Annotated in this window: 23 protein-coding genes; 14 read left to right on the top strand and 9 right to left on the bottom strand. The window is 74.1% G+C overall.

The genetic code is table 11. The features are described 5' to 3' along the window. Nucleotides 1-14 precede the first annotated feature (14 nt). The 6 genes from DEJ43_RS14085 to DEJ43_RS14060 form a co-directional block, all read right to left on the bottom strand. Nucleotides 15-386, bottom strand: a complete 372-nt coding sequence (locus tag DEJ43_RS14085) for a hypothetical protein (protein ID WP_015034030.1) — start codon at nt 384-386, stop codon at nt 15-17. Between the two features lie 50 nt (nt 387-436). Further along, nucleotides 437-829, bottom strand: a complete 393-nt coding sequence (locus DEJ43_RS14080; RefSeq protein WP_041662472.1) for a roadblock/LC7 domain-containing protein — start codon at nt 827-829, stop codon at nt 437-439. A gap of 41 nt (nt 830-870) precedes the next feature. Beyond that, entirely contained in the window at nt 871-1644 is a 774-nt protein-coding gene (locus DEJ43_RS14075; protein ID WP_015034028.1) for a hypothetical protein, read from the bottom strand. Next, nucleotides 1641-2063 (bottom strand): roadblock/LC7 domain-containing protein, encoded by a 423-nt coding sequence (locus DEJ43_RS14070; RefSeq protein ID WP_015034027.1) that lies wholly within the window; start codon nt 2061-2063, stop codon nt 1641-1643. Before DEJ43_RS14070 ends, DEJ43_RS14075 begins: the two co-directional genes overlap by 4 nt. A 140-nt stretch (nt 2064-2203) precedes the next feature. Further along, nucleotides 2204-2689 (bottom strand): SRPBCC family protein, encoded by a 486-nt coding sequence (locus DEJ43_RS14065; protein WP_015034026.1) that lies wholly within the window; start codon nt 2687-2689, stop codon nt 2204-2206. A 32-nt stretch (nt 2690-2721) separates the two neighbouring features. Next, a complete protein-coding gene (locus tag DEJ43_RS14060; protein WP_015034025.1) occupies nt 2722-4047 on the bottom strand; it encodes a type III PLP-dependent enzyme domain-containing protein in 1326 nt (441 codons plus the stop codon). A gap of 104 nt (nt 4048-4151) precedes the next feature. On the opposite strand from DEJ43_RS14060, the gene hutU reads away from it, so the two are divergent. The 12 genes from hutU to DEJ43_RS14000 all read left to right on the top strand — a co-directional run bounded on the left by hutU (nt 4152) and on the right by DEJ43_RS14000 (nt 18738). Then, the gene (hutU, locus tag DEJ43_RS14055) at nt 4152-5834 is read left to right on the top strand and encodes a urocanate hydratase (protein ID WP_015034024.1); all 1683 of its coding nucleotides are present in this window, start codon (nt 4152-4154) and stop codon (nt 5832-5834) included. A gap of 17 nt (nt 5835-5851) precedes the next feature. Next, the gene (locus DEJ43_RS14050) at nt 5852-7048 is read left to right on the top strand and encodes an allantoate amidohydrolase (RefSeq protein WP_041663916.1); all 1197 of its coding nucleotides are present in this window, start codon (nt 5852-5854) and stop codon (nt 7046-7048) included. Continuing rightward, on the top strand, nt 7039-8376 hold the full coding sequence (locus tag DEJ43_RS14045; protein WP_015034022.1) for a formimidoylglutamate deiminase: 1338 nt from the start codon (nt 7039-7041) through the stop codon (nt 8374-8376). The genes DEJ43_RS14050 and DEJ43_RS14045 overlap by 10 nt, the downstream gene beginning before the upstream one ends. Nucleotides 8377-8435: 59 nt before the next feature. Further along, nucleotides 8436-9650: an imidazolonepropionase gene (gene hutI / locus DEJ43_RS14040; protein WP_051026072.1), complete on the top strand. Its 1215-nt coding sequence runs from the start codon at nt 8436-8438 to the stop codon at nt 9648-9650. Between the two features lie 113 nt (nt 9651-9763). Then, entirely contained in the window at nt 9764-10141 is a 378-nt protein-coding gene (locus tag DEJ43_RS14035; protein WP_015034020.1) for a VOC family protein, read from the top strand. 162 nt (nt 10142-10303) lie between these two features. Then, on the top strand, nt 10304-11380 hold the full coding sequence (locus DEJ43_RS14030) for a GNAT family N-acetyltransferase (protein WP_041663914.1): 1077 nt from the start codon (nt 10304-10306) through the stop codon (nt 11378-11380). Between the two features lie 222 nt (nt 11381-11602). After that, on the top strand, nt 11603-13021 hold the full coding sequence (locus DEJ43_RS14025) for a glycosyltransferase family 2 protein (RefSeq protein ID WP_015034018.1): 1419 nt from the start codon (nt 11603-11605) through the stop codon (nt 13019-13021). Next, nucleotides 13018-13827 carry a polysaccharide deacetylase family protein gene (locus DEJ43_RS14020; protein ID WP_015034017.1) on the top strand — a complete coding sequence of 270 codons (810 nt, stop codon included), beginning with the start codon at nt 13018-13020 and terminating at the stop codon, nt 13825-13827. Before DEJ43_RS14025 ends, DEJ43_RS14020 begins: the two co-directional genes overlap by 4 nt. A 119-nt stretch (nt 13828-13946) precedes the next feature. Further along, a complete protein-coding gene (locus DEJ43_RS14015; protein ID WP_106433712.1) occupies nt 13947-15878 on the top strand; it encodes a hypothetical protein in 1932 nt (643 codons plus the stop codon). Between the two features lie 82 nt (nt 15879-15960). Then, nucleotides 15961-16410, top strand: a complete 450-nt coding sequence (locus tag DEJ43_RS14010; protein WP_015034015.1) for a hypothetical protein — start codon at nt 15961-15963, stop codon at nt 16408-16410. Then, nucleotides 16407-17471, top strand: a complete 1065-nt coding sequence (locus DEJ43_RS14005; RefSeq protein ID WP_015034014.1) for a glycosyl hydrolase — start codon at nt 16407-16409, stop codon at nt 17469-17471. Before DEJ43_RS14010 ends, DEJ43_RS14005 begins: the two co-directional genes overlap by 4 nt. Before the next feature lie 79 nt (nt 17472-17550). Then, entirely contained in the window at nt 17551-18738 is a 1188-nt protein-coding gene (locus DEJ43_RS14000) for an ABC transporter substrate-binding protein (protein WP_015034013.1), read from the top strand. A gap of 16 nt (nt 18739-18754) precedes the next feature. On the opposite strand, the gene DEJ43_RS13995 is transcribed toward DEJ43_RS14000, so the two are convergent. The 3 genes from DEJ43_RS13995 to DEJ43_RS13985 form a co-directional block, all read right to left on the bottom strand. Further along, the gene (locus DEJ43_RS13995; RefSeq protein ID WP_015034012.1) at nt 18755-20971 is read right to left on the bottom strand and encodes a lipopolysaccharide biosynthesis protein; all 2217 of its coding nucleotides are present in this window, start codon (nt 20969-20971) and stop codon (nt 18755-18757) included. After that, a complete protein-coding gene (locus DEJ43_RS13990; protein WP_015034011.1) occupies nt 20968-22176 on the bottom strand; it encodes a DegT/DnrJ/EryC1/StrS family aminotransferase in 1209 nt (402 codons plus the stop codon). Before DEJ43_RS13990 ends, DEJ43_RS13995 begins: the two co-directional genes overlap by 4 nt. Before the next feature lie 168 nt (nt 22177-22344). After that, nucleotides 22345-23235 carry an RNA polymerase sigma factor SigF gene (locus tag DEJ43_RS13985; protein WP_015034010.1) on the bottom strand — a complete coding sequence of 297 codons (891 nt, stop codon included), beginning with the start codon at nt 23233-23235 and terminating at the stop codon, nt 22345-22347. Between the two features lie 221 nt (nt 23236-23456). On the opposite strand from DEJ43_RS13985, the gene DEJ43_RS13980 reads away from it, so the two are divergent. Both DEJ43_RS13980 and DEJ43_RS13975 read left to right on the top strand, forming a co-directional pair. Beyond that, on the top strand, nt 23457-23825 hold the full coding sequence (locus DEJ43_RS13980; protein ID WP_015034009.1) for an STAS domain-containing protein: 369 nt from the start codon (nt 23457-23459) through the stop codon (nt 23823-23825). 82 nt (nt 23826-23907) lie between these two features. Continuing rightward, nucleotides 23908-24327, top strand: a complete 420-nt coding sequence (locus DEJ43_RS13975; protein ID WP_015034008.1) for an ATP-binding protein — start codon at nt 23908-23910, stop codon at nt 24325-24327. The last annotated feature ends 44 nt before the right edge of the window (nt 24328-24371 follow it).

The following is a 24371-nucleotide window of genomic DNA, read 5'->3' as shown; positions in this document are numbered from 1 at the left end:
GGGGCCGGGAGGCGTCAGACCTCCAGCTCCGCCTCGATCTTCTTCAGCTGGTGGCGGGCCATCGCCAGGTTGGCCCGGTCCTTGTCCAGGGCGAGGTAGAGGAACAGGCCGTTCTTGCCGGGGCCCTTGAGCAGCCGGATCAGGTGGTACTGCCGGCCGAGGGTGATCAGGATGTCCTCGATCTCGTCGCCGAGGCCGAGCATCTCCATCGCCCGGACCTTGGCCCGCACCACGTCGGTGTTGCCGGCCGCCGCCACGTTCAGATCGAGCTCCTTGCCACCGCCGATGGTGCCGAGGGCCATGCCGCTGGTGTAGTCGACGAGGGCCGCGCCGACGGCGCCGTCGATCGCGGTGGCTTCCTTGAGCGAGGTCTCGGTGTTCGCCATGGGTGTCGCACTTCCTTTTCGTGTACGGGTCTTCTTCGTTGTGCGCTACGTCAGTTCAGGTCTCTGCGCTCCAGCGCGCCGTCGACGAGTTCGCCTATCCGGACGCTGGACCTGCGGGCCTCCAGATGGAGCCGCCCCACGTTGATCCGGGGCTCGGCGAGCAGCGTCAGGACGGCCGCGCCGCCCGCCGCGTACGTCGCCACGTAGCCGTTCTCGCCGCGTACCAGCAGCTCCCGGAAGCGGCCCTGGCCGGTGGAGTCCGTCAGCCGCTGGCCGACGCCGAGCGCCGCCGCCGTCAGCGCGGCCACGCTCTCCGCCTCGCCGTCCACGGTGTCGTGGGCCAGGACGAGCCCGTCGGCACTGGCCGCGAGCGCCCCGGTGAGCTGGGGCAGCCGGGCCCGCAGCCTTCGGAGCTCGCCGAGTACCTCGGCTTCTGCCGTCATGAGCTGTTTCCTTTCGGCGCGCAGGCGCAGGGCACGCCTCATCACAGGTGTGCCTCCAGGGCGTCACGGAGCCGGCGCAGCAGGGCGATGTCGGGATCCGCCACCTGCGGGGCCGGCCAGGCCGGTAAGGGCGGCGGCGGCACGGGGGCGGGGTCGAGCGGGGTCTCGACCAGTCCGGCGGCGGCGAGCCGGCGGACGTCGAGGAGGGTGTGGAAGGCGGGCCGGCCGAGCAGCCTGGCCAGCTCCGCCGGGGTCCGCCGCCCGTCAGCCGCGGCGAGCAGCGCCCGCTGGCGCGCCCCCACGGTCTGGCCGGGGGCGGCGGGGCGGGGCACGACCGGGGCGGTGTCCACGGCGGCGTACGGCCAGACGGCGTCGAGGAGTTCCCGGCGGCGTACGGTCTCGCGCTCGACGGCCTCGGCGGAGACCGGCCGCACCGTGCCGAACCAGTGCCCCACCCCGTACCGGAAGCGGGTCGGTCCGCTGGTGGGGGAGAGGGCGAAGAAGGCCGCGTCGAAGACGGCGCCGAGGTGGCAGATCTCCAGCTCGCCGTCGTGGAGCCGGCCGCTGTCGACGAGGAAGCGGCCGACGGCGCGGTGCGCCCCGGCGCGGTCGACGGCCTCGTCCCAGCCCTCGCGGGGCAGCCGTCCGCCGGTGGTGAGGAGGACGTCGACGCCGGGGGCGGCGGGACTCTCGGCGTGCACGACCCGGCCGTCGACGAGGTAGAGCGTGCCGTGGTCGCGGAGCAGGGCGCCGGTGGCCTTCTCGGCGGCGAGCCGGACCAGCATGGGGGAGACGGGGGCGGCGACGGCGCTCATCCCAGGACCAGCCTTTCGGCGAGGTCGCGCAGCCGGATGCGGGCGAGGGCGAGGTTGCCGGTGTCGCGGTCGAGCCAGAGGTGGAGGAAGACGCTGCTGTCGAAGGAGGTCGCGACGAAGCGGAGGACGTGGTATCCGGCGCGGGTGGTGACGATGAGGTCCTCGACGGGCGGTTCGCCGACGGCGCCGGCGGAGGAGACGGCCGAGCCGGCGAATGTCTGACCGCCGGCCGCGAAGGAGTCGAACTCGGCGGCGGCGCGGGCCAGTTCGGCGGTCTCGGCGGCCGTCGTCTCGTGGTCGCCGACCGGGGAGTCACCCGCCGTCCCGAGGGCGAGCCCGCTGGTCCAGTCGACCAGGGAGGCTCCGCGAGCGCCCGGCAGGGCCATGGCCTCCAGAAGGCACTCGTCGATTCCGGGCACGCGGATTCCCCTCCCGATGCGGCGTGCGAACGTGCGGCAGTGACGGTGACGTTACTGAACGCAGCGCTCCAGGGGAGGCGTTCTGGCATTTTCCATCGGAACATGCCAGGGTCTGGCGGAAATTGCCCGCAGCTCGTCCGTCAGGTCCTGGACTCGACCGCGCGCGCGATCTCGGCCAGGTCCTTCGTGAGCGCCTTGGCGACCGCCTTCGCGCCGAAGCGGGCCAGCAGCCGGGAGAGGAACCCGGCCTTGCGGCCCCGGACGGGCCGGGCGGAGAAGGCCATCCGCAGGGTGGTGGCCCCCTCGCCGGCGGGCGTGAGGGTGATCTCGGAGACGTAGTGCATGCCGTGCGAGTCGGCGACCGTGACGTACCGGTCGGGCGGTTCGCACTCCGTCACCAGCATCTCCTCGGTGGCCTCCTTGCCCAGCATCCGCCGGGTCTCGCGCCAGCGGGTGCCCACGCCGAAGCCGCCCTCGGTGAGCACCTCGACCCGCTCGACGCCGGAGAGGACCCTGGGCATGTCCGGCAGGTCGGTGATCGACTCCCAGATCCTGCCGGGGGAGGCCTCGACCCGGCGCTCGACGGCGACGGAGGTGGTGTTCGTACCCGTTCCCGTTCCAGTCATGGCTTCATCGAAACCGGCGGACCGGGCGTCCGCTACCGGACCAGGGCGTCGGCGAGGCCGCCGCCCGAGTCCGCGACGATCTCCGCGAGCGTCTGGGGCTTCCGTACGGCCGCGAAGACGACCGCGCCGTCCTCGTCCACCGTGAAGCCGTGGACGGGCGGCCGGAGCAGGCTGTTGTACGCGTAGTGGTGGGAGAAGTAGTACGCCCCGGTGTCCGGCACGGCCACCACGTCCCCCGGGTGCAGCAGTGGGAGCGCGCGGCCCGTGGCGAGCAGGTCCCCGGCGAAGCAGGCCGGGCCCGCCACGTCCTGGACGGTGACGTCGCCGGTGCGGGGGCGGCCCTCGGAGTCGTACGCGAGGACGCGCAGCGGCCAGGACTCGGGGGCGTAGACCGTCCGGGTGGCGAGCTGCACGCCCGCGTGGGTGACGGCGATGGGGCGGCCGCCGGAGGTCTTGGTGTACTCCACCCGGGCGAGGACCGTGCCGTGCTTGGCGAGCAGCGAGCGGCCGAACTCGGTCACCAGGCGGTAGCGGCCGTCGAAGAGCCCGGGGACGGTGTCGGCGAGCAGCCGGGCGTACTCGGCGTACGTCGGCGTCTCCTCGTCGGAGGCGAAGTTGACCGGGAGTCCGCCGCCGATGTCGAGGGTGTCGATCTGCTGCCGGCCGGCCGCCCGGTTGATCTCCTCGGCGAGCGCGTACACCTCCCCGACCCCGGCGGCCATCAGGGCGAGCGGGACGCCCTGGGAGCCGGTGTGGGTGTGCAGCCGGGTGAGCCAGGGGCGCTCCAGGTAGGCCTGGACGACGGTCTTGCGGGCCCCCTCGTCGCGGAGTGCCACGCCGAACTTGGAGGTGGCCGTCGCGGTGGAGAGCGCGCCGATGGAACCGGCTCCGACCTGCGGGTTCACCCGGAGTCCAAGGGGTGAGGCGGTGGGCGCGGAGGCGACGAGCGCGTCGAGCCTGGCCAGTTCCTGGAGGTTGTCGGCGTTGACGGCGATGCCGAGGGCGAGGGCCTGGCGCAGCTCGGCGGGGGTCTTGGCGGGGGAGTCGAGCACGGTGTGGGTGGGCGGGACACCGGCGGCGCGCGCGAGGGCGAGTTCGCCGGGGCTCGCGACCTCGACGCCGAGCCCGGCCGCGTGCAGGAGGCGGAGCACGGGGACGAGCGGGGCGGCCTTGACGGCGAAGGCGTGCAGCACGTGCGCCTCGGTGACGGCGGCGAAAGCGCTGGTCAGCGCGGCGGCGGAGGCGCGGATGCCGGCCGTGTCGAGCAGTGCGACGACCGGTTCGGCGGGGGAGAGGAGTCCTTGATCGACGGAGGCTCGGACGGCGAGATCGCGACGGGAGGAGGCCATGTGCTCCATCCCATCACCCCGAATCGCCGGGGCGCGGGGCATCGCCCTGTTGACTACAACTATTCATGCCGCCAGGATGTGAATATCTGAACGACATTCGAGGAGGCACCGCCATGTCAGGACCCCGCCCCGTACGGGCCCCGCGCGGTACGGAACTGAGCGCCCTGGGATGGCAGCAGGAGGCCGCCCTCCGGATGCTCCAGAACAACCTCGACCCCGAGGTCGCCGAGCACCCCGACAAGCTCGTCGTCTACGGCGGCACCGGCAAGGCCGCCCGCGACTGGCGCTCCTTCGACGCCATGGTCCGCACCCTCCGGACGCTGAAGCAGGACGAGACGATGCTCGTCCAGTCCGGCCGCCCCGTCGGCGTCATGCAGACCCACGAGTGGGCCCCCCGCGTCCTCATCGCCAACTCCAACCTCGTCGGCGACTGGGCCAACTGGGAGGAGTTCCGCCGCCTGGAGGCCCTCGGCCTCACCATGTACGGCCAGATGACCGCCGGATCCTGGATCTACATCGGCACCCAGGGCATCCTCCAGGGCACCTACGAGACCTTCGCCGCCGTCGCCGCCAAGAAGTTCCACGGCACCCTGGCCGGCACCATCACCCTCACCGCCGGCCTCGGCGGCATGGGCGGCGCCCAGCCCCTCGCCGTCACCATGAACGACGGCGTCGCCCTCTGCATCGACGTCGACCCGCGCGCCATCGAGCGCCGCATCGAGCACCGCTACCTGGACGTCAAGGCAGACAACCTCGCCCACGCCCTCCAGCTCGCCGTCGAGGCCCGCGACGCCCGCCGGCCGCTCTCCATCGGCCTCCTCGGCAACGCCGCCGAACTGCTCCCGCAGATGCTCGCCGAGGGCGCCCCCATCGACATCGTCACCGACCAGACCTCCGCGCACGACCCGCTCTCCTACCTCCCCGTCGGCATCGCCTTCGAGGACATGGCCGACGCGGCCGCGAAGGACCCGGCCGGATTCACCACCCGCGCCCGCGAGTCGATGGCCCGGCACGTCGAGGCCATGGTCGGCTTCATGGACGCCGGCGCCGAGGTCTTCGACTACGGCAACTCGATCCGCGGCGAGGCCCAGCTCGCCGGCTACGACCGGGCGTTCGCCTTCCCCGGCTTCGTCCCCGCCTACATCCGCCCGCTGTTCTGCGAGGGCAAGGGCCCGTTCCGCTGGGCCGCGCTCTCCGGCGAGGCGAGCGACATCCACAAGACGGACAAGGCGATCCTCGACCTCTTCCCCGAGAACGAGTCCCTGCACCGCTGGATCAAGATGGCCGGCGAGCGCGTCCACTTCCAGGGCCTGCCCGCCCGCATCTGCTGGCTCGGCCAGGGCGAGCGCGACAAGGCCGGCGACATGTTCAACGACATGGTCGGCAACGGCACCCTCGCCGCGCCCCTCGCCATCGGCCGCGACCACCTCGACTGCGGCTCGGTCGCCTCCCCGTACCGCGAGACCGAGGCCATGCTCGACGGCTCCGACGCCATCGCCGACTGGCCGCTCCTGAACGCCATGGTGAACGTCGCCTCCGGCGCCTCCTGGGTCTCCCTGCACCACGGCGGCGGCGTCGGCATGGGCCGCTCCATCCACGCCGGCCAGGTCTCGGTCGCCGACGGCACCAAGCTCGCGGGCGAGAAGATCCGCCGCGTCCTCACCAACGACCCCGGCATGGGCGTCATCCGCCACGTCGACGCGGGCTACGACATCGCCGAGCGCGTCGCCGACGAGAAGGGCGTCCGCGTCCCGATGCGCGAGGGCGACCCGGCCGACGAGGGTGACTCCGCGTGAGCGACAGCTTCCACGCCATGTGGCGGTCGCTGCGGCCCCTCGGCCGCAGCGCCGCCTCCGGCGGATACCGCCGCTACGCCTGGACCGAGGCCGACGCCGACTGCCGCCTCTGGTTCCGGATGCAGGCCGAGGCCCGCCGCCTGGACGTCGAGACCGACCGCAACGGCAACCAGTGGGCCTGGCTCGGCGACCCGACCGCGGGAGACGCCGTCGTCACCGGCTCGCACCTGGACTCCGTCCCGGACGGCGGCGCCTTCGACGGCCCCCTCGGCGTGGTCTCCGCCTTCGCCGCGCTCGACGAACTCCGCGCGCGCGGAGCCTCGTTCAAGCGGCCCCTCGCCATCGTCAACTTCGGCGACGAGGAAGGCGCCCGCTTCGGCCTCGCCTGCGTCGGCTCCCGCCTCACCGCGGGCCGGCTGACGAAGGAGCAGGCGTACGAGCTCCGCGACGCCGACGGGACCACCCTCCCGCAGGCCATGGAAGCGGCCGGCCACGACCCCTCCCGGATCGGCCCCGACCCCGAACGGCTCGCCCGCATCGGCGCGTTCGTCGAACTCCACGTCGAGCAGGGCCGCGCCCTCGACCTGTCCGGGGACGCCGTCGGCATCGCCTCCGCCATCTGGCCGCACGGCCGCTGGCGGTACGACTTCGCGGGCGAGGCCAACCACGCCGGCACCACCCGGCTCGTCGACCGCCGCGACCCGATGCTCACCTACGCGGAGACGGTCCTCGCCGCCCGCCGCGAGGCGGAGCTGGCCGGCGCCGTCGCCACCTTCGGCAAGATCGCGGTGGAGCCCAACGGCGTCAACGCCATCCCCTCCCTGGTCCGCGGCTGGCTCGACGCCCGCGCCGCTGACCAGGACTCCCTCGACACGGTCGTCGCGGGCGTCGAGACGGCGGCCCGCGACTACGCCCGGCGGCACGGCATCGACCTCACCGTCGTCCAGGAGTCCTTCACCCCGGTCGTGGACTTCTCGCACGCCCTGCGCGACGAGCTCTCCCGCATCCTGGGCGAATCCGGAAAGGTCCCGGTCCTCGGCACCGGCGCGGGACACGACGCGGGAATCCTCTCCGCATCGATCCCGACCGCCATGCTGTTCGTACGGAACCCCACCGGCGTCTCGCACTCCCCGGCCGAGTCCGCGGCCGAGGACGACTGCGTGGCCGGGGTCCTCGCACTCGCCGACGTACTGGAGGAGCTGGCGTGCCGCTGACGACGTACTGGCTGGAACACGCCTGGCTCGACCCGAACGTCGAGCCGGGCGTGGCCCTGGAGGTGGCGGACGGCCGCGTCACCGCCGTCCGCACGGGGGTCGAGGTGCCGCCCCCGGGCGCCGTCGTCCTGCGCGGCCTGACCATCCCGGGCCTGGCCAACGCCCACTCGCACGCCTTCCACCGCGCCCTGCGCGGCACCGTCCAGGTCGGCTCCGGCACGTTCTGGACCTGGCGCGAGGTCATGTACAACGTCGCCCAACGGCTCACCCCCGAAAGCTACTTCGCGCTGGCCCGGGCCGTGTACGCGGAGATGGCGCTGGCCGGCATCACCGCCGTCGGCGAGTTCCACTACCTCCACCACGCGCCCGGCGGCACCCCGTACGCCGACCCCAACGCCATGGGCGAGGCGCTGATCGCGGCCGCCGGAGAAGCCGGCATCCGGATCACCCTCCTGGACACCGCGTACCTCTCCTCCGGCTTCGGCGCCGCGCCCGACCGCCACCAGCTCCGCTTCACCGACGGCACGGCGGACGCCTGGGCCGAGCGGGCGAGCGCGCTGAAGGAACGCGAGGGCGTACGGATCGGGGCGGCGATCCACTCGGTACGGGCCGTCCCGGCCGACCAGCTGTCGACGGTGGCGGACTGGGCCCGGGACCGGCAGGCCCCGCTCCACGTCCACCTCTCCGAGCAGACCGCCGAGAACGACGCCTGCCTCGCCGCACACGGCCGCACCCCGACGCAGCTGCTCGCCGACCACGGGGTGCTCGGCGCCCGGACCACGGGCGTCCACAACACCCACATGACCGACGCCGACATCGCGCTGATCGGCTCGACGTCCACCGGCACGTGCATGTGCCCCACGACGGAACGGGACCTGGCCGACGGCATCGGGCCGGCGGTCGCCCTGCAGCGGGCGGGCTCCCCGCTCTCCCTCGGCAGCGACAGCCACGCGGTCATCGACCTCCTGGAGGAGGCGCGGGCCATGGAACTGAACGAGCGGCTGCGCACCCGCACCCGCGGCCACTGGACGGCGGCGGCCCTCCTGCGCGCGGCCACGGCGGACGGTCACGCGGCCCTCGGCTGGGCCGACGCGGGCACCCTGGAGGCCGGCGCCCTCGCCGACTTCACGACGATCGCGCTCGACTCGGTCAGGACAGCGGGACCGGTACCGCGTCTGGCAGCCGAGACGGCGGTATTCGCAGCGTCGGCAGCGGACGTCCGGCACACGGTCGTGGGCGGACGTCACGTCGTACGGGACGGGGTCCACCGGACCGTGCCGGACGTGTCCCGTGCCCTCGCGGACTCGATCGCCGCACTGCGCGGCTGAAGCGCCTGAAGGAGACACCCCTCACCATGAACACGGGCCCCGCGGCGACGAACAACCCGATGGCGAGCTCCGCCCCCACGAGCGCGAACAGCGCCGTGGCGACGACCGCCACCGCCATCGTCAACATCGCCAGCCTCGTCACGAACGATCCCTCCCTCGGTGACAGCAGTGCCCTGGGTCTGATCCAGGACGCGGCCGTCGTCATCGACGGCGACCGCGTCGTCTGGGTCGGTGAATCCAGCAAAGCACCGGCCACTGACAACCGGGTCGACGCCGGTGGCCGGGCGGTGATCCCCGGCTTCGTGGACTCCCACTCGCACCTCGTCTTCGCGGGCGACCGCACCGCCGAGTTCAACGCCCGGATGTCGGGCCAGCCCTACAAAGCCGGCGGCATCCGCACCACCGTCGCGGCGACCCGCGCGGCCACCGACGCCGAACTCTCGGCGAACGTCGCCCGCTACCTCCGCGAGGCCCTCCGCCAGGGCACCACGACCTTCGAGACCAAGTCCGGCTACGGCCTGACGGTCGAGGACGAGGCCCGCGCCCTGCGCATCGCGGCCGAGCACACCGACGAGGTCACCTACCTCGGCGCGCACATCGTCTCCCCGGACTACGCCGACGACCCGGCCGCGTACGTGGACCTCGTGACCGGCGAGATGCTGGACGCCTGCGCCCCGTACGCCCGCTGGGTGGACGTCTTCTGCGAGAAGGGCGCGTTCGACGGGGACCAGGCGCGCGCGATCCTCACGGCGGGCAAGGCGAAGGGCCTCCACCCGAGGGTGCACGCGAACCAGCTCACCTACGGCCCCGGTGTCCAGCTGGCGGTGGAGCTGGACGCGGCGAGCGCGGACCACTGCACCCACCTCACGGACGCCGACGTGGACGCGCTGGCGTCCGGCGACACCGTCGCCACCCTCCTCCCGGGCGCGGAGTTCTCCACCCGGGCCCCGTGGCCGGACGCCCGCCGCCTCCTCGACGCGGGCGTGACGGTGGCCCTGTCCACGGACTGCAACCCGGGCTCGTCGTTCACGTCCTCGGTCCCGTTCTGCATCGCCCTCGCGGTACGGGACATGGGCATGACGCCCGACGAGGCCGTCTGGTCGGCGACGGCCGGCGGCGCGGCGGCCCTGCGCCGCCAGGACGTCGGCCGCCTGACCCCCGGCGCCCGCGCGGACCTCACGTTCCTGGACGCCCCCTCGCACGTCCACCTGGCGTACCGCCCGGGCGTCCCCCTGGTGACGGAGGTCTGGCGGGCCGGCACGCGGGTGGTCTGAGCCCGGGAAAGATCTTTCCCGGGCCCGGCCCTTCCGGTACCGTCGCCGCGGTGCCGCGCCGCCCCGGCCGTCCGTGGGTCCGGCCCGTTCCCCCCGGTGAGAGAAGGTTTCTGATGGCATGTCGGATCGGTGAGCTCGTGCTCGGCTGCCGCGACCCCGAACTGCTGGCGCGGTTCTGGTGCGAGGTCCTGGACTACGTCGTCGTCGGCCGCGAGGAGGGCTGCGTCGAGATCGGGACGCCGGAAGGCTTCGGCGGGCCGCAGCCCACCATCTTCTTCAGCGTCCGGGACGAGCCGGAGCCCGGGAAGTCCCGGCTGCACATCGACCTCAACCCCACCGACCGCGACCAGGACGCCGAACTCGAACGCCTCCTGGCGCTCGGCGCCCGCCGCGCCGACATCGGTCAGACCGGGGACGAGAACTGGCACGTCCTCGCCGACCCCGAGGGCAACGAGTTCTGCTTGCTCAAGGCTCGCATCAAGCCACTCTGACACCGGGGCGCCACGGTTCACCTCCGTGTCCACTCCTTCACGGATTGGTCACGGAAACGACGAGTATCCCTGTCTCGGCGGGTTCCGGACCGGTACCGTCCTGTCCTGGCAGGACTCATGGGGGAAGACCGGGGGGTCGGCAAGGTGAGCGACGCTGTCCGCATGCGGGTCGTGAGGCCGGGGGAGCTGAGCGCACGCGAGGTCGAGGCGTGGCGTGAACTGCGCGCCAAGTCCGGCGCGCCCGCGAACCCCTTCATGGAACCGGAGTTCACCCGGGCGGTCGCCGCCGTACGGCCCCGCGCCCGGGTCGCCGTCTGGTGGGAAGGGCACGAGCCCGTCGGCTTCTTCCCGTACGAGAAGGGCCCGTTGGGGCAGGGCCGGGCCATCGGCTTCGGCGTCTCCGACAGCCAGGGAGCCGTGCTGCGGCCCGGACTGCGGCCCGGCGCCCGCGCCCTGCTGCGCCACTGCGGGCTCGCCGGCTGGCAGTTCGACAACCTGGAGGCGGACCAGCCCGTCTTCGAAGGCGCCGCCACCGAGTCCTTCGCCTCGCCCGTGATCGACGTCGGCGAGGGCTACCCCGCGTACGAGGCGCTGCTGCGCGCCCAGTCGCCCAAGTTCCTCAGGACCACCCTCGCCAAGGAGCGCAAGCTCGGCCGCCTCGGCGAGGGCGAGGTGCGGTTCGTCTTCGACGAGCGCGACCCGGAGGCGCTGCGCACCCTCATGGCCTGGAAGTCCGCCCAGTACCGCAGGACCGGCCGCCGCGACCGGTTCGCGAAGGACTGGATCACCACCCTCGTCCGCCGCCTCCACGAGCTCCGTACGCCCGGCTGCTCCGGAGTCCTCTCCGTGCTCTACGTGGGCGAGCGGCCCGTCGCCGCCCACTTCGGGCTGCGGTCGGCGACCGTGCTGTCCTGCTGGTTCCCCGCGTACGACCCGGAGTTCGCGAAGTTCTCCCCGGGGCTCGTCCTCCATCTGCGGATGGCGGAGGCCGCGGCGGCGGCCGGGATCGGAATGCTCGACCTGGGCCGCGGGGACGCGGAGTACAAGGACGCCCTGAAGACGGGGGAACTGACCGTCCACGAGGGGGCCGTCGTGCGCCCAGGGGTGCGCGCCGCGCTCCATTGGCTGGGCCGCGAGCCCTCCCGCCGCGTGCACAGCTATGTGCGCCGCCGCCCGGAGCTGGCCGCCCGGGGCCGCGCCACCCTGAACCGCCTCGCCCGCCTGCGGGGCCCCCGTTGACGCCACGAGGGCCCAGGCGCCACCCGTCGGCGGCACCTGCCGCACATGCCACGCCTGCTGCACGTGCCGCACGTGCCACGCCCGCCACACATGCCGCACCTGCCCCGCCCGCCGCACCCGTCCGCCGGCAACCGCCGCCCGAGTCGATGTCCTCGTGAGCCCACCCCGCACCGCCCGCGTCGCCCCCGCCGCCGTCCCCGTCCTCCCGTGGAGCACCGCCCGATGAGCCTCCCCGCACCCCGGCCCCTCTCCGTCGCCGAGCTCGACCTCGACGCGCCCGACGGGCCCGTGCTGGACTTCCGGCCCGCGCCCGGCGGGCCGGACGTCGTGCCCGGCGACGTGTACGCGCTGGTACGGCTCCGGGGCCGGCCCGCGGCCACCGTCGTCGGCGCCTTCACCGAGGGCGAGGACCCCGCCGAGGTGCTCGCCGGCCTCGCCAGGCGGCGCCTGAGGGAGACCGAGGACAAGGCGGGGACCAAGGGGTCGTCGGCCGAACGCCTCGCGGCCGAACGCCTCGCCGCTGAGCGCTCCGAAGCCGCCACGCGTCCGCAGGCCGCCCCGAGCGCCCCGCCCCGCGCCTCCGTCGTCGTCGCCACCCGTGAGCGCCCCGAGTCCCTCGCCCGCGCCCTCGACTCGCTCCTCGCCCAGGACCACCCGGACCACGAGCTGATCGTCGTCGACAACGCGCCCCGCACCACCGCCACCCACACGCTCGTGACCCGCGGGTACGCCGGCCGCGTCCGGTACGTCCGGGAGGACACCCCCGGCCTCGCCGTCGCCCACAACACCGGGCTCGCCGCCGCCGAAGGGACCGTCGTCGCCTTCACCGACGACGACGTCATCGCCGACCCGCACTGGCTGACCGCCCTCACCGCGCCCTTCGCCGCCGACCCCGGGCTCGGCTGCGTCACCGGACTGATCCTGCCCGCCCGGCTGAGCACCCCCGCCCAGGTCCTCCTGGAGTCCCACGGCGGCTTCGCCAAGGGCTTCGCGCCCCGCCTGTACGACCCGGCGCGGCCGCCCGCCGACGAACCGCTCTTCCCGTTCACCGCCGGCAGCTTCGGCTCCGGTGCCAACATGGCCTTCCGGGCCCGGGCGTTGCGAGCGGCCGGCGGCTTCGACCCGGCGACCGGCACCGGGACCGCCGCGAAGGGAGGCGACGACCTGTACGCCTTCGTCGCCGTCCTCTCCGCCGGCTTCCGCCTCCGCTACACCGCGGAGGCCCTCGTCTGGCACCACCACCGCGACACCTGGCAGGACCTGCGGAACCAGGCGTACGGCTACGGCGCCGGCCTCACCGCGTACCTCACCGCCATCCTGGTCCGCAGCCCCCGGCTGCTGCCCGCCCTGCTCGCCCGGCTGCCGCGCGGCCTCGCGTACGCCCGGACCATGACCGCCCAGCGCGGCGAGGCCGACGGCGGGGTACCGGGCGAGCACGGCACCCACCACCACCCCTGGCCCCCCGCCCTCTCCCGGCTGGAGCGCCGAGGCATGCTCTACGGCCCCCTCGGCTACGCCAAGTCCCGCGCCCGCCTGGCGGCCCGAGGGACCCCAGGGGCCCCTACCCGGCCCGCAACCGACGCCCCCGCCCAGGCCGCCCCCGCGGCTCCCTCCCGCCGGCAGGGGAGGAACCCCCGATGACGCCGCCGCCGCTCCCCACCCGGATACCCGTCCTCCTCTACCACGCCGTCATGGCCGACCCGCCGGACTGGATCGCCGAGTTCACCGTCTCGCCGCGGGAGTTCGCCTCCCAGTTGGACGCGATCGTGGCCAGCGGGCGTACCGCGATCACCGTGGGCGCCCTCGCCGCGCACTTCGCCACCGGCGCCCCGCTGCCGCCCCGGCCCGTCGTCCTCACCTTCGACGACGGTTTCGCCGACCTCGCCGGGCCGACAGGCGAGGCGCTCGCCTCCCGTGGGCTGCCGTCCACCGCGTACCTGACCACGGGTGCCATCACCCCCGGGCGGCCGTGCCTGCTGCCGCCCGCGCCGATGATGACCCTCGCGCAGGCGCCGCGCCTTGAGCAGTACGGGATGGAGGTCGGCGCCCACACCGTCACCCACCCGCAGCTGGACACCCTCGCCCCGCGCGCCCTGCGCCGCGAGCTGCGCGAGTCGAAGGCGGTCCTGGAGGACGTCCTCGGGCACGAGGTGGTGCACCTCGCCTATCCGCACGGCTACAACAGCCCGGCCGTGCGGCGGGCCGCCGCGGCCGCCGGGTACACCTCGGCGGTCGCCGTCCGGCACGCGCTCAGTTCGCGGACCGACGAGATCTACCGCATCGCCCGGCTCATCCTGCGCAGGAGTCACACCGTCGCCGATGTGGAGCAGTGGATGGAGGGGCGGGGCGCGAAGGCGGCGCCGTACCCGGACTCGCTGCCCACGGTGGGCTGGCGGATGTACCGCAGGGCCCGCGCCCTGCTCAGGGGGCCGGAGTTCGCCGGCTGACCGGCGGTCCGTTCGCACACCGGCAACTCCGGAGATCCGTCCGGTGGTTGAAGCATCGATCAGAACCGAAGTACCTTCCGGTACTTCGTCGAAAGGGACAGTCCGTGGGGGGAGAGGCCGTGCAGCGTCAGGGGCCCGCACCGGTGACCGGGAGCGGTGTGCCGCCGCAGCCCTCCGCGGGGGACCGGGAGGTGGACGAGCGGCGGGCCGTCGCGGGGCAGGGGACGGGGGAGCCGCCCCGCCCGGTGGCCCGCCGGTTCGGCAGGGCCCTCCGGTCGCCCGACACGCTCAACCTCGTCCCGCTCCTGGCGGCCGCGGCGCTCTGGCTCTGGGCGCTGCCCCGGATCGATTTCAGGGACATCGCGGAGTTCGGTCTCCTGGACCGTTTCCCCCTCACGTTCTACGCCGCCCTTGCCGTCTTGACCTGCGGTTTCGTCCTCTCGCTGCGTCGTGCGGGGACCGCGCCGCTGTGGCCCGCGACCTACTGCGCGGCCATGCTCGTCGCCCTCAAGGCGCCGCCCGCGATCCTCTACGACACCGTCCGCTACGCCTGGGCGTCCAAGCACGACGCGATCATCAGCAGGCTACTCGACGAGGGCACCGTGCACCCGGGGCGGGAGCTGTCCGGCGGCATGTCGGCCTACGACCAGTGGCCGGGCTTCTTCTCCCTGGACGCCGCCCTGGTCCGGGCGTTCGGGGTGGACGCGGCCGCCTCGTTCATCAACTGGGCCCCGGTCGCGCTCGGTCTGCTCACCGTCCCCGTCCTGATCCTGGTCTACCGCACGTTCAGCGACGACTGGCGGCTCGTGTGGACCGGCGTGTGGATCTTCCAGCTGGCGAACTGGGTGGGGCAGGACTACCTCTCCCCGCAGGGCTTCTCGTACCTGCTCTACCTCACCGTCTTCGCCGTCGTGGTCCGGCACTTCGTGCTGCCCGGCTCGGCCGGTCCGCTGCGCGACCGGAGCACCCTGGACCCGGCCGCCGCCGCCGTCCCGCCGCCGACGACCACCCGGCAGCGGGCCGTCGCCGTGCTCATCCTGCTGCCGGTCGTCGCGACCATCAACGCCAGCCACCAGCTGACGCCGATCATGCTCTGCGCGACCCTCTTCGCGCTCTGCCTCACCCGCCGCTACCGCAACATCGGGCTCCTCGTCACCTCCGGCCTCGTCATGCTCGCGTGGAACCTCACGATGGGCCGGGAGCTGTTCCTCGACACCCTCGGCACCCTGCGCGAGAAGGCCGGTGACCTGCTCGGCAACTCGCGCCCCGGTTTCGCGGGCGACCCCACCGGGCCGGGCCCCGAGCTCGTCGGCAGCGCCAACATCCTGATGGTCCTCGCCCTCGGCGGCCTCGCCGTCGCCGCCGTGCTGCTGCGCCGCAAGCTGGTCCGCAGCGCCCTGCCGCTGGCGCTCGCCGCCGCCGCGCCGCTGCCGATGTTCGCCGTCAACGACTACGGCGGCGAGATGATCTTCCGGGTCTATCTCTTCGGCCTCCCCGGCTCCGCCTTCTTCGCCGCCGCCGCGCTCGTCCCCGCCGCCGGGGCCGTCAGCCGCGCCGCGGTGACCGCCCGCCGGATCGCCGCCGTCGCGCTGCCGGTCACCCTCGTCGCCATGCTCGCGGGCTTCCTGCCCTCGTACTACGGCAAGGAGGGCATGCACTACGCCCCGCCGGGCGAGACCGCGCTCACCCGCCGCGCCTTCGACCGGGCGCCCGAGGGCGCCCTGATCCTCGCCGCGACCGGCGCGTTCCCCGACGCGTACTACCGCTACGACCACTACGAGCGCTGGTTCTTCACCGAGCAGGAGGTCGACGAGAACCTCCGCATGCTGAAGGACCCGGCGAGTTACCTCGCCGGCGGCATCCCGGCGGGCCGCCCCGCGTACGTGATCCTCACCCGCACCCAGGGCGAGGCCGTCATCGGCGAGGGCTACCTCCCGGAGGGCGGCTTCGACAGCCTCCGGGGCGCGCTGAAGCGCTCCCCGCTCTTCCAGGTCGTCGAGGAGAACACGTACGGCGTCGTCCTCCGCTACCGGCCCACCACCGGCGGCTGACCCCGCCCCGCCCGCCCACCGCACGACCACCGCCACCACCGACGCCACCACCCCGTCGCAGCAGCCCAGGGAGCAGGACCTCATGGCCCATCCACGCCTGACCCCGCGCGTCCAGCGCAGAGCCGCCCTCGCGGCCTCCGGCTGGGTCGCCCTCGCGGCGACCGCCTTCCCCGGCGGCTCCCCGCTGCGCTGGATCCCCGTCCTCGCCTTCGTCGTCCTCGCTCCGGGCCTCGCCGTGCTGCTCCCGCAGCCGCTCGGGCTGCGCCCCGGCGCCCGCCTGGAGGCGCTGGCGCTCGCCGCGCCCGTCAGCCTCTCCGTGGCCACCCTGGTGGCGACCACCCTGTTCCTGTCGAAGGCCTTCTCGCTGACCGTCTTCCTGGTGGTCCTCGCCGTCTTCGTGAGCGTCGCCTCCCTCCTGCCCGGCGTGCCGCTGCCGGCCGCCACCCGCGGCGCGGTCGAACGGGAGGGCGCCGGGGCGGCACTGGTCCGCGCGCCCATGTTCCGTAAACGATCGGCCGGTGGGGGCGGGTGAGCGGGCGGTCCGCCGGGCGCGGCCCGTGGGCCCGGCTCGTGGTCGCGCTCGCCGCGGTCGGCGCGCTGGTCGCCGGGGCGGCGGTCTGGTCGACGCTCACCGGGGAGGACGACCGCTGCGCCGCCGACGAACTGCTCGTCGCGCCCTGCGGGGCCTGGTGGGGCGCGTACATCCCGTACGACGAGGACAGTTCGCTGACCCGGCCGGTGTACGCCTTCGAGAAGAAGATCGGCCGCAAGCTCGACCTGGTCTACACGTACCACGACATGTCGGGGAGCAAGGCCGACGGCGAGCTCCTCACCCCCGACGAGCGTGAACTCGGCCGGGACCGGCTCCTCATGCTGGCCTGGGAATCCACCGTGTGGACGGAGAAGCACCACGCCGGCTGGACCGAGAGGCAGCTCGGCTGGAAGAACATCGCCTCGGGGCGGTACGACGCCTCCGTGATCGATCCCCAGGCCCTGCGGGTCAAGGAGTACGGCAAGCGGGTCTTCTTCGCCTTCGACCAGGAGGCCGACTTCCGCATCGAGGAGGGCGCCGGCACCCCGGAGGAGTACGTCGCCGCCTACCGGCACGTCCGCGAGCGCTTCGACGAGCTGGGCGTCACCAACGTGGTGTGGGTGTGGACGGTCTCCGGCTACCTCGGCAACGCCGGGCTGATGAAGGCGCTCTATCCGGGCGACGCGTACGTCGACTGGATCGGCATGGACCAGTACAACTACTACCTCTGCCACAAGTCGCCCGACTGGCTCGACTTCGACCGGAGCCAGCGCCCCGGCTACGACTGGCTCCGGAAGAACATCTCCGACGACAAGCCGATCATGCTGTCGGAGTTCTCCACCGCCCCCGACCCGAAGGACCCGCGGCGCCAGCGCGACTGGTACACCGCGATCCCCGGGGTGGCGCCCACGCTGCCGCGCGTACGGGCGTACGTGCACTGGAACCGCGCCGTCCCCGGTCCGGGCTGCGACCTGACCGTGGACGCGGGGCCGGGCCTGGACGGCTACCGGATCGCGGGCCGGGACCCGTACTTCCGGCAGGACGTACCCGGGCGGGGGTAGCCCGGACACCGGGAGTCGCTACGGTACGGGCAGCGCCGCCGCGACCGACCACGCTCGTCACACGGGGAGACGTCCACGCATGCCCACGCCCACCACATCGCCGTCATCGCCGCCGCCGTCGTCACCGTCGTCGTCATCGTCGCCCTTGCCGTCCGGAGCGGAACCGGCGGACGGAACGCCCGTCCGGATCGGCGCCCTCGTCCCGCTGACCCCGCCCGGCTGGGTCGGCGCCGGACGGCATCTCCTCGCCGGCCTCGAAGCGGCCGTCCGTGACGTCAACGCCGAAGGCGGGATCGGCGGACGGCCGTTGGAGCTGCTCGTCCGGGACACCGCCGCCGACCCCGAACGGGCCACGGCGGCCGTGGAGGAGCTGGCCGGCCTGGGCGTGGCCGCGCTCGCCGGGGAGTACCACAGCGTCGTCGCCCGGGCCGCCGCCGCCCGCGCCGACGCCCTCCGGCTGCCGTTCCTCTGCTCCTCGGCGGTCCTCGACGCGCTCACCGACGACGCCACGGACCAGGTCGCGCGGATCGCCCCCGCGCAGTCCCACGGCTGGCGGACCTACGGGGACTTCCTGCTCGCGACGGGCCACCGCCGGATCGCCGTGGCGGCCCAGCCGAGCGTCTACTGGGCCGCCGGGACCCGCGTCCTGCGCGAGCACCTCGCGCCGCACGGCGGGACCGTGACCGTCCTCGACACCGCCGGGCCGGACCCCGAGGGCCTCTGCGACGCGCTCGCGGAGAGCGGGGCGACCGCCCTGCTCCTGCTGGCCGGCCACCCGGAGCCGGTCGTGCCGCTCGTCCGGGCCGTGCGCCGCGACGAGCGGCTCGCCGAGGTCCTCATCGGCGCCCCGGCCGGGCAGCCGGAACTGGCCGACTGGGACGCGCTGCTGGGCCCCGACGGGGCGGCGGTCCCGTTCCTGCGGTACCTGCCCGACCGGCTCGGCCCGCTCGGCACCCGCGTCGAGGCGGAGCTGCGCCGACGGCTGGGCGAGACGCCCTCGTTCGTCGCCTTCGAGGGCTACGACACGGTCACCGTCCTCGCCGGCCTGCTGCGCTGCCGCGGTACGGACCGGGCGGCGGTCGCCGCGGCCTGGCCGAGCGTCGCGGTCGAAGGGACCCGCGGGGTGATCCGGTTCTCGCGCAGGCCCGGCATCGGGGTGTGGCAGTGGGCGTGGCCGCCCGTCCAGGTCGCCGACCGGGACCCGGCGGACCCCGGTCGCTTCCGGGTCCTGTACGACGACTCCTCGGGCCCGGTACGGGCCGGCTGAACCCGGTCCGGGGGCGTCAGCCGCGGTCCGACGTCAGGCCCCGGAAGGCGCACACCGCCATCGTGCCGCCGGCCAGGCCGAGGAAGAGCGGGAGCGGGGCGGTGGCGAAGGCCTGCTGCCCCGCCCAGCCCGCCCACACCAGCACCCACACCACCCCGGCGGTGACCCGCGCGCCCACCCCGACCACCCGCAGCAGCACCGCCACGAGCATCAGGCTCAGCGCCTGGAGCGCGATCGGGGCGACGGCCCGCTCCGTCCCGCCGCCCAGGAGCGCCGCCCCCGGCCCGGCGGCCTCGGCGGGCCACAGGCCCAGCAGCGGCGGCGCCGTGTGCAGGGCGAGGAAGGTGGCGAGCAGGACGGTTCCGGCGAACGCCGGCCGGAAGACGCGGAGTCCGACGGCCGCGCCCTGGAGGGCGACGAGCAGCAGCCCGGCGAGGAGCGTGACGGGCGGGAGGGCGGCGAGCAGCCCGGTCCCGGAGAGCCGCTCGACGGCCAGCTCGCCCGACCGGGCCAGCGGGAACCAGAAGAGCCCGGCCGCCAGACCGAGCAGCGGCCACAGCCAGGCCGCCGCCCGTCCGGGGCCGTCCGTCCTCTCCGCGCCCGGCACCGGCGGGTGCGCGGCGGCCGCCGTGAGCGCGGCCGGTCCGCCCGGCTCCCGGTCGCGCTGCCGGGGTACGTACACGGGGATGCCGAAGGCCGGGGTCACCGAGTCGTGCGCGCCGCGCAGATAGGCGCTCTCCCGCGCCCAGCTGGTGCCGTAGCCGTCCTCCGCGCGGGGCTTCGCCCGGGCCGTCTCGTGCGGCTGCCGCACGGGCGCGCGGCCCTTCAGTGCGGCCCGCAGGCCGGGCGCCGACACGGCGGCCATCAGCGTCATCGAGGCGAGGACGGCGTACCCGGCGCCCGCGATCCCGACGGGCCCGAGGAGCAGGGCCGCGCTGCCCAGGACCAGGACGCACATCGCGGCCTGGAGCAGGGCGAGCACGCCCGTACGGCCCTGGACGCGCAGGACGCCGATGTACAGCTCGACCGCGACGCGGGGCAGCGCGGCGGCGGCGAGCAGCCGGAGCACGGTCGTGCCGTGCTCGGCGTACTCCGGGCCGAACGGCGCGAGGATCACCGGGGCGAGGACGACCAGGACGAGCACGACGGGCACGAGCAGCAGCGCCATGCGGCGCAGGGCGCCGCGGACGCCCTCGGCGAGGGACTCGGGGCTGTGGGAGGCGTGCGCGGTGAGCGAGGAGGCCATGTTGATGGCCATGAACTCCATCGTGCCGCCGACGGTGTACGCCGTGTAGAAGAAGGCGTTGTGGGCGGCGTCGAAGCGGACGGCGACCATCACCGGCAGCAGGTTGATCATGGCGAGGCTGAACAGCGCGCCGACGGAGTCGCCGGCCATGAAGCGGCCGATCTCGCGCAGGCCGGGCGGCTCGCGGTCCCGGTCGGCGTGCGCCTGCCGGGGGATGAGCCGCCGGAACACCAGCCAGCCGAGCGGCAGCACGGACAGGGCGATCGCCGCCGACCAGGAGACGAAGACGCCGAGCAGGGGCAGGGCGGTGGCGAGCAGCACCAGCAGGACGAGTTTGCCGAGCGAGAACACCGCGTTGCCGACGGGGACCCAGATCGCCCGTCTGAGCCCGGTGAGGACGCCGTCCTGGAGGGTGAGCAGCGCCCAGCCGACGCAGGAGGCGGTGAAGAAGATCCCGGCGGACAGGGTGCCGAGCGGGGCGTACGAGGGGCCCCACCAGTCGATGGTCAGCAGGAAGACACCGCAGGCCACGGCGACGACCACGGTGCTGACCAGGTACATCCGCAGGACCAGCGGCCCGGTGGCCCGGCCGGCCCGGGGCACGTACCGGACGACCGCGCCGATCATGGTGGTGGCGGTGAGGGAGGCGAGGAGGCGTTGGGCGGCGATGGCGGCGGAGCCCTGGCCGACGGCCTCCTCCGAGTAGTAGCGGGCGGCGACCAGCCAGAAGCCGAGGCCGAGGGCGGCGGAGACGCCGGTGGAGAGCATGAGGGCGTAGGCGTTGCGGAACATGGAGTTCTCGCCGGAGTCCGGGCCCGAGCCCGCGCTCTCCGGTGCGCGTCCGTCGTGCCCGTCGTGCCCGTTCCGCCCGTCGAGCGGGCCCGTGCCGTCTGCGCCGCCTCCCGCCCGCGCGGCGGTGTGCCGTGCCGGGCCCGGGGCCGCTTCCGGCTCCTGTTCCTGGCCCCGCAGCCGTACGGTGTCGGTCACCGGGCGCCGCCGAGGAGCTGCGAGGGCTGGGCCGGGCGGATGCCGGCGCCGCGGAGCACGGCGAGGGCCTCGTCCGCGCGGCGCGGGTCGACCGGCAGGGCGTGGCGGGCGAACCAGGCGGCCGGCCGGGGCTCGGGGGAGGGGTCGGTGAAGGCCTCGCCCGCGTAGCTGTCGAGCGGCGGGTCGTAGAGGTAGCCGGTGGTGATCCGGTGCCGGGCGAGCGCGGCGGTGGCCGCGTCCCGGTCGCCGACGAGCAGCGGCACGCGGAACAGCGGCTGGACCTCGCGGTCGGCGCCGCCGTACGCGCCGCTCGCGTCGCCGTACTCGCTGGCGAGGAGACGCTCGGTGCCCGCCCGGTGGGCGTCGAGGACGCCGTCGAGGCGGGCGAACTTCCGGGTGGTGCGGCGGAGCCGCCCGGCGCCCGGGCGCAGCCGGTAGTCGTGCATGTCGACCCGGACCCAGGAGTGGAAGGGGTCGAGCGCGGGCGCCGCCGGGAGGGCCCGGGCCAGCTCGTCGGCGCGCAGCGGCATCCGTATCTCCTCCCGCTCGTCGAGGCCGAGGCGCCGGACGGCCGCGCGGGCGGCCCCGGCGAGGCGCAGGCCGCGCAGGGTGGCCTCGGCGTACGGCCGTGCCAGGTGGGCGAGTTCGGCGGTGGTACGGGTCGGGTGCAGCAACCTGTCGCGGGCGGCGGCGAGTTCGGTCCTGAGGGCCGGGTCGGCGAGGGCGAGGAAGCCGCCGGTCTTGGCACCGGTGTGCTTCGAGAGGCTGAAGACGGACGCCTCGCCGTACGTGCCGACCGGGCGTCCGCCGACGGTGGAGCCGATCGCGTGGGCGGCGTCCTCGATCAGCGGGATGCCGAGCCGGTCGCAGTGGCCGCGCAGGGCGGGTGCCGGGTCGGGGTTCCCGTACAGATTGGTGGTGAGGACGGCGGAGAGGCCGTGCCAGAGGGACTCGGGCACGGCGGCCGGGTCGACGGACCCGTCGCGGGGGTCGAGCGGCGCCTGTACGGGGCGCAGTCCCGCGGCGAGCACGACGAAGAGGATGACGTCGTCGTTGACGGGTGACATCAGCACCCGGCCGCCGGGTCTGCACCAGTGGCGCAGTGCGAGATAGAGCCCGAAGCGGCACGAGGGCACGTAGAGGCACTCCCTGCCCCCGAGCCGCTCGCGCATCCGCTCTTCCAGTTCCGCGTACGCAGAAACCATGTGAATCCCCCCTGAACCCCGGGCTCAATGTGGCCCAATCCGGACGACGCGTCAACAAGGCCAGGCGGCCGTGCGGTCCGGTCGTGCGGAAGGGCCCGCCACGGGTCCGAAGACCGTGAACGGGCCCTTTCCACAGCCATTTTGGCGGCTCGGGGGAGGTGCTGGAGGTCATTCCTCCAGAGTGAGCCCCCGGCGCAGCCGGGCGAGGGTGCGCGCGAGCAGCCGCGACACGTGCATCTGGGAGATGCCGAGCTCCGTGCCGATCTCCGACTGGGTCAGGCCGGAGACGAAGCGCAGGGAGAGGATCTGCCGTTCCCGGGCGGGCAGCGAGGCGATCATCGGCTTCAGGGAGGCGATGTACTCGATCCCGGTGAGGCCGTGGTCCTCGTAGCCGAGCCGGTCGGCGAGCGTGGCCTCGCCGCCTCCGCCCTCCTCCTCGTCGGGCTGGGCGTCGAGCGAGCTCGCGGTGTACGCGTTGCTCGCGGCCATGCCCTCGACGACCTCCTCGGGGGCGATGCCGAGTTCCTCGGCGAGCTCGGCGACGGTCGGGGCGCGGTCGAGGCGCTGGGCGAGCGTGTCACCGGCCCGCGCGAGGTCGAGCCGCAGCTCCTGGAGCCGGCGGGGCACGTGCACGGACCACGAGGTGTCACGGAAGAAGCGCTTGATCTCGCCGATGATCGTCGGCATCGCGAAGGTGGGGAACTCCACTCCGCGGGTGAGTTCGAAGCGGTCGATCGCCTTGATGAGGCCGATCGTGCCGACCTGGACGATGTCCTCCATCGGCTCGCTGCGCGTGCCGAAGCGGGCGGCGGCGAACCTGACCAGGGCGAGGTTCAGTTCGACGAGGGTGTTGCGGACGTACGCGTGGTCGTGGGTGCCCTCTTCGAGCTCGGCGAGCCGGGCGAAGAGCTGCTTCGACAGGGCCCGTGCGTCGACGGGTCCGATGGTGTCGAGCGGGCGGTCGCGGGGAAGGTCGTGGGCGAAGTCGAGCGGGTGGTCCTGGGGGACTGCTGCCGACGGCGCGTCGGGGGTACGCGGGGCGTCGAGCCGGGGTGACATGGGTCTCCTCCATCGTTCTTCTGCTGCGGTTTGCGGCGCCTCCGAAGCCGGTCGTGTCGGGTGTCCCTCCTAGCCCTACCTGTTCGGCACCGAAGGTCGCAAGTGTCAATAGTCTGCTTTGTCCGGTTATGTGGCAGAGCTTGGGTGCGCGAAAGGGCGTCCCGCTTGTAGGGTTCGGAGCACGTCAGTCGGCATCCGCGAGAGCGAGAAGAGGCACGGCCATGGACCGCGAACACATCGGCAGCGCACCGCCCGCGCGGTTGCGGGTCGAGGTCCGGACCGTGGACGCGAGCGAACTGCTCGCACCCGTGGGTGAGCTCGACCACTACACCGCCGAAATCCTCCGCGCCCCGCTGGACGGCGCCCTCGACGCGGGCCGCTCGCGGCTGGTCGTCGACTGCTCGGGGCTGGAGTTCTGCGACTCGACCGGGCTCAACGTGCTGCTCGGCGCCCGCCTGCGGGCGGACGCCGCCGGCGGCGGGGTCCATCTGGTGGGGATGCGGCCCGCCGTGGCCCGGGTGTTCCAGATCACGGGCGCGGACGCCGTCTTCACCGTGCACGAGACACTCGACACAGCCCTTCCCGGCTGAGCACCCCCGGCCGGGCCCGCTCGGGGAGCGGCCCGCCCGTACGACCTGCCCCTGTCCCGTCGATCGGTGAGGTGAAGCGCTGATGGACCAAGCTTCCGACGTCCGTACGCTCGCCCTCGGCGAGACCAGCGGCACCGTGCCGCTCGCCCGCGACTTCACGCGGTCCGCGCTCCACGAGTGGGGCTGGCTGCCGGCCGCCACCGCCGACCGCAGGGCCGCCGCGGAGGACGTCCTGCTCGTCGTCTCCGAGCTCGTCACCAACGCCTGCCTGCACGCCGAGGGCCCCGAGCGCCTCCGCGTCCTGCGGCTGCCCAAGGTGCTGCGCCTCGAAGTCACCGACCGCGGCGCCGGCCAGCCCGCGCCCCGCACCCCGCACCGCTCCGGCCGCCCCGGCGGCCACGGCATGTTCATCGTGCAGCGGCTCTGCCTCGACTGGGGCATCGAGCGCACCCCGGGCTCCCCCGGCAAGACGGTATGGGCCGAACTCTCGGCACCCGCCTAGGACTTTCACGTTCTCTCTTCTTTCCTTCTTCTTCCCTCCGCACG

Source organism: Streptomyces venezuelae ATCC 10712 (genome assembly GCF_008639165.1).
Taxonomy (GTDB): Bacteria; Actinomycetota; Actinomycetes; order Streptomycetales; family Streptomycetaceae; genus Streptomyces; species Streptomyces venezuelae.
This window is presented reverse-complemented; position numbering and strand designations above follow the sequence as displayed.

Coding starts and splice junctions, on each gene's coding strand:
- DEJ43_RS14085 (WP_015034030.1), bottom strand. CDS start 386: ATGGCGAACACCGAGACCTCGCTCAAGGAAGCCACCGCGATCGACGGC.
- DEJ43_RS14080 (WP_041662472.1), bottom strand. CDS start 829: ATGACGGCAGAAGCCGAGGTACTCGGCGAGCTCCGAAGGCTGCGGGCC.
- DEJ43_RS14075 (WP_015034028.1), bottom strand. CDS start 1,644: ATGAGCGCCGTCGCCGCCCCCGTCTCCCCCATGCTGGTCCGGCTCGCC.
- DEJ43_RS14065 (WP_015034026.1), bottom strand. CDS start 2,689: ATGACTGGAACGGGAACGGGTACGAACACCACCTCCGTCGCCGTCGAG.
- DEJ43_RS14060 (WP_015034025.1), bottom strand. CDS start 4,047: ATGGAGCACATGGCCTCCTCCCGTCGCGATCTCGCCGTCCGAGCCTCC.
- hutU (WP_015034024.1), top strand. CDS start 4,152: ATGTCAGGACCCCGCCCCGTACGGGCCCCGCGCGGTACGGAACTGAGC.
- DEJ43_RS14050 (WP_041663916.1), top strand. CDS start 5,852: ATGTGGCGGTCGCTGCGGCCCCTCGGCCGCAGCGCCGCCTCCGGCGGA.
- hutI (WP_051026072.1), top strand. CDS start 8,436: ATGGCGAGCTCCGCCCCCACGAGCGCGAACAGCGCCGTGGCGACGACC.
- DEJ43_RS14035 (WP_015034020.1), top strand. CDS start 9,764: ATGGCATGTCGGATCGGTGAGCTCGTGCTCGGCTGCCGCGACCCCGAA.
- DEJ43_RS14030 (WP_041663914.1), top strand. CDS start 10,304: ATGCGGGTCGTGAGGCCGGGGGAGCTGAGCGCACGCGAGGTCGAGGCG.
- DEJ43_RS14025 (WP_015034018.1), top strand. CDS start 11,603: ATGAGCCTCCCCGCACCCCGGCCCCTCTCCGTCGCCGAGCTCGACCTC.
- DEJ43_RS14020 (WP_015034017.1), top strand. CDS start 13,018: ATGACGCCGCCGCCGCTCCCCACCCGGATACCCGTCCTCCTCTACCAC.
- DEJ43_RS14010 (WP_015034015.1), top strand. CDS start 15,961: ATGGCCCATCCACGCCTGACCCCGCGCGTCCAGCGCAGAGCCGCCCTC.
- DEJ43_RS14000 (WP_015034013.1), top strand. CDS start 17,551: ATGCCCACGCCCACCACATCGCCGTCATCGCCGCCGCCGTCGTCACCG.
- DEJ43_RS13990 (WP_015034011.1), bottom strand. CDS start 22,176: ATGGTTTCTGCGTACGCGGAACTGGAAGAGCGGATGCGCGAGCGGCTC.
- DEJ43_RS13985 (WP_015034010.1), bottom strand. CDS start 23,235: ATGTCACCCCGGCTCGACGCCCCGCGTACCCCCGACGCGCCGTCGGCA.
- DEJ43_RS13980 (WP_015034009.1), top strand. CDS start 23,457: ATGGACCGCGAACACATCGGCAGCGCACCGCCCGCGCGGTTGCGGGTC.
- DEJ43_RS13975 (WP_015034008.1), top strand. CDS start 23,908: ATGGACCAAGCTTCCGACGTCCGTACGCTCGCCCTCGGCGAGACCAGC.